Source organism: Slackia sp. (assembly GCF_977041755.1).
On the sequence record NZ_CDRRGL010000178.1, the window covers coordinates 1 to 3,072 of the forward strand.

Consider the following 3,072-nt stretch of genomic DNA (forward strand, 5'->3'; position numbering starts at 1 on the left):
GAGCCCGTTTCAGCATGGCGAGGTGTTCGTGACCGACGATGGCCATGAAGGCGACCTTGACCTGGGCCATTACGAGCGCTTTATCGACGAAAGCCTCACGCGCGACTCCAACTTCACCCAAGGCTCCATCTATCAAAGCCTCATCGCCCGTGAACGTCGCGGCGATTTCCTGGGCGGCACCGTGCAGGTTATTCCCCATGTGACTAACGCTATTAAAGAGCGCCTCTATCGCATCGCGAGCCAGACGAACGCCGATATCGTTATTTCGGAAATCGGCGGCACGGTGGGCGACATCGAGAGCCAGCCGTTCATCGAGGCTGCTCGCCAGTTCAAGAAGGAAAAAGAACCCGGCGACGTGATTTTCGTGCATGTGACGCTGGTTCCCTACATCGCCGCGGCCCACGAAGTGAAAACTAAGCCCACGCAGCATTCCGTCAAAGAGCTGCGCAGCGTTGGCGTGCAGCCCGACTTCATCGTATGCCGCAGCGACCATGAGATTTCCTCGGGCGTTCGCGACAAAATCGCCCTGTTCTGCGACGTTGACCCGGGCAATGTGCTCGCATGCATCGACGCGCCGAGCATTTATTCGGTGCCTCTCGCGTTGCACGACCAGCATTTCGACGAGAAGGTGCTCGCGAAGTTGGGCCTTCCCGTGGAAGATGTCGACCTCACTCCGCTGCGCAAGTTCCTCTCGGCGCAGGCCGATTGCGAGGGCGAAGTGAACATCGCCATCGTGGGCAAATACGTGAAGCTCCCCGATGCGTATCTTTCCATTATGGAAGCGCTCCACCATTCTGGCGTGGCAAACGGCGTGAACGTGAACCTGAACCTCATTGATGCGGAAAAGGTCGATGACGAAACCGCCGAAGAGCTGCTTGGCGATATGGACGGCATTTTGGTGCCGGGCGGTTTTGGCCAGCGCGCTTTCGAAGGCAAAATCGCAGCTGCGCGTTACGCTCGCACGCATAACGTGCCTTATTTCGGCATTTGCTTGGGCCTGCAGGCGGCCGTGTGCGAGTTCGCGCGCGACGTTGTCGGCTTGTCGGGCGCGACGTCTTCGGAGTTCGACGAGAACGCCGAGTACCAGGTCATTTCGATTATGCCCGACCAGAAAGATATCGACGAAAAGGGCGGCACCATGCGTTTGGGCGCGTACCCTTGCAAGCTCGAAAAGGGCACTAAGGCATTCGATATCTATGGCGAGGAAGTCATCTACGAGCGCCATCGCCATCGTTACGAGGTGAACAACGAGTATCGCGGCAAACTCCAAGAGGCCGGCATGGTGATTTCCGGCGTCTCGCCCGATGGCCGTCTTACCGAGATGATTGAGCTGCCGAACCATCCGTGGTTCGTGGCGAGCCAGGCTCATCCCGAATTCAAGAGCCGTCCCACCAAGCCCCATCCGCTGTTCAACGGTTTCGTCGCCGCTGCGCTTAAGCATCGCGACGAGGAATAAAGAATCCGAGGCCTGAAAAGAATGAGGGGCGATCGCTTGGAGCGGCGCTCCTCTTTTTTAGGGCTATAGGGTAGATAGCGTGTTTGGCTCAGAGGCATCGATTCAGGTCGATGCCTCTTCGCGTCTTTGAATGCGTCGGTTCCACGCAAACGCTCGGGCAAAATGCGCGCCGGCGGGGTTGTTGTTGCGGCGCTTTGGCCGAGACGTGCGTGGAACGATTTCTCAAACGGTACGTGTGTGGCGTTTTTCAATAGAGTCTTTTGCTTTGCATTGAATTGGGCGGGCGATGGGCTTGCGTTATGCTCGCTGAATCTGCCGTATACTTTGCTTATGCCAAAGGAATCTTTCATATATAGTCTCGATGACGCGGATGCGACTGCGCGCCCCTTTCTTCAATACGCTCGCGACTATGTGGCGCATTTGGGCGTTGAGCGCGGGTCGTCGCGCCTCACGCTTGCGGCGTATGAGTCTGATTTGCGCGATTACTTCGCGTTTCTTCTTGGCCGCGGCGTGCTTGCGCCATGTGATGTCTCGCGAGCCGATATCGTTGCCTATGAATCCGATTTGGTCGAACGGGGGTATGCCGCGTCGACTATCGCCCGTCGCGTTTCGGCGGTGAAGGGTTTCCATCGCTTTCTTGTTTCAGATGAACTGGTGCAAACGAACCCGGCAGAATCGATTTCTCTGCCCCAAAGGCCCGATCGTTTGCCCGATGCGCTTTCCATCGCCCAAATCAATGCGTTGCTCGACCAGCCTTTCGGCGAAGGCCCCCGAGCGCAGCGCGACAAGGCGATGCTCGAGATTCTGTATGGCTGCGGTTTGCGTGCAAGCGAGCTTGTGGGTCTCGATATGGGCTGCATCGATTTCGATGGCGGGGTGGTGCGCGTGCTCGGCAAGGGCTCGCGCGAGCGCTTCGTGCCAGTTTCGGGAACGGCCGAGACGGCGCTGAGGACGTATGTATATGGGGGCTTTCGCGCGGAGCTTTCCATGAAAGGCAAGGGCTCGCCGGCGGTGTTCCTGAACGCCCGTGGCGCGCGCATGACACGCCAGGCGGTGCATCGCATCGTGGCGCATGCGGGTGAAGCGGTGGGTATCGCCGATCTGCATCCGCATATGCTTCGCCATAGTTTCGCGACCCATATGCTCGAGGGCGGCGCCGACTTGCGTGCCATTCAGGAAATGCTTGGGCACTCCGATATCTCAACCACGCAAATCTACACGCATGTCAGCCGCGCCCATATTCGCGAGGAATACCTTTCGGCCCATCCCCGTGCATAGTCCCACGCGCAATGCCCGCGTGGAAAGGAGCGGTTTTCGTCGGCCACTATATATGGTGGCCCCTTTTGCCGTTGCACAATTCGATTCTGCTTCGATTCCGACGCAGTTGCCTTCCGCGCCCACATGTTCGTCACATTCGCGCTCGTTTTTTCGGAATTCGGTCGCATCCGGCAAAATTTTTTCCCACTTTCTCCCACCATCCTTTTTCATCGTTCGCGCAAAGCGGAGCACAAGATGTTGTGCCCCGCTTTTTTATTTTGCGCGAAATAGCTTTGAGACCTTACGCCGGTGGAGGGAAAGGGGGTGGAAGTGGAGGGGAAGGAAGGGGACGGTGGGGG

2 protein-coding genes are annotated in these 3,072 nt (G+C 57.9%); both read left to right on the forward strand.

What is annotated here, in order from left to right:
- Positions 1–1,456 (forward strand): CTP synthase (locus ACWI8T_RS09165; RefSeq protein WP_449138717.1); only part of this gene is annotated, 1,456 nt, incomplete at its 5' end.
- A gap of 330 nt (positions 1,457–1,786) precedes the next feature.
- Complete coding sequence (locus ACWI8T_RS09170; protein ID WP_449138718.1) at positions 1,787–2,734, forward strand: site-specific tyrosine recombinase; 948 nt, start codon at positions 1,787–1,789, stop codon at positions 2,732–2,734.
- Positions 2,735–3,072: the final 338 nt, after the last annotated feature.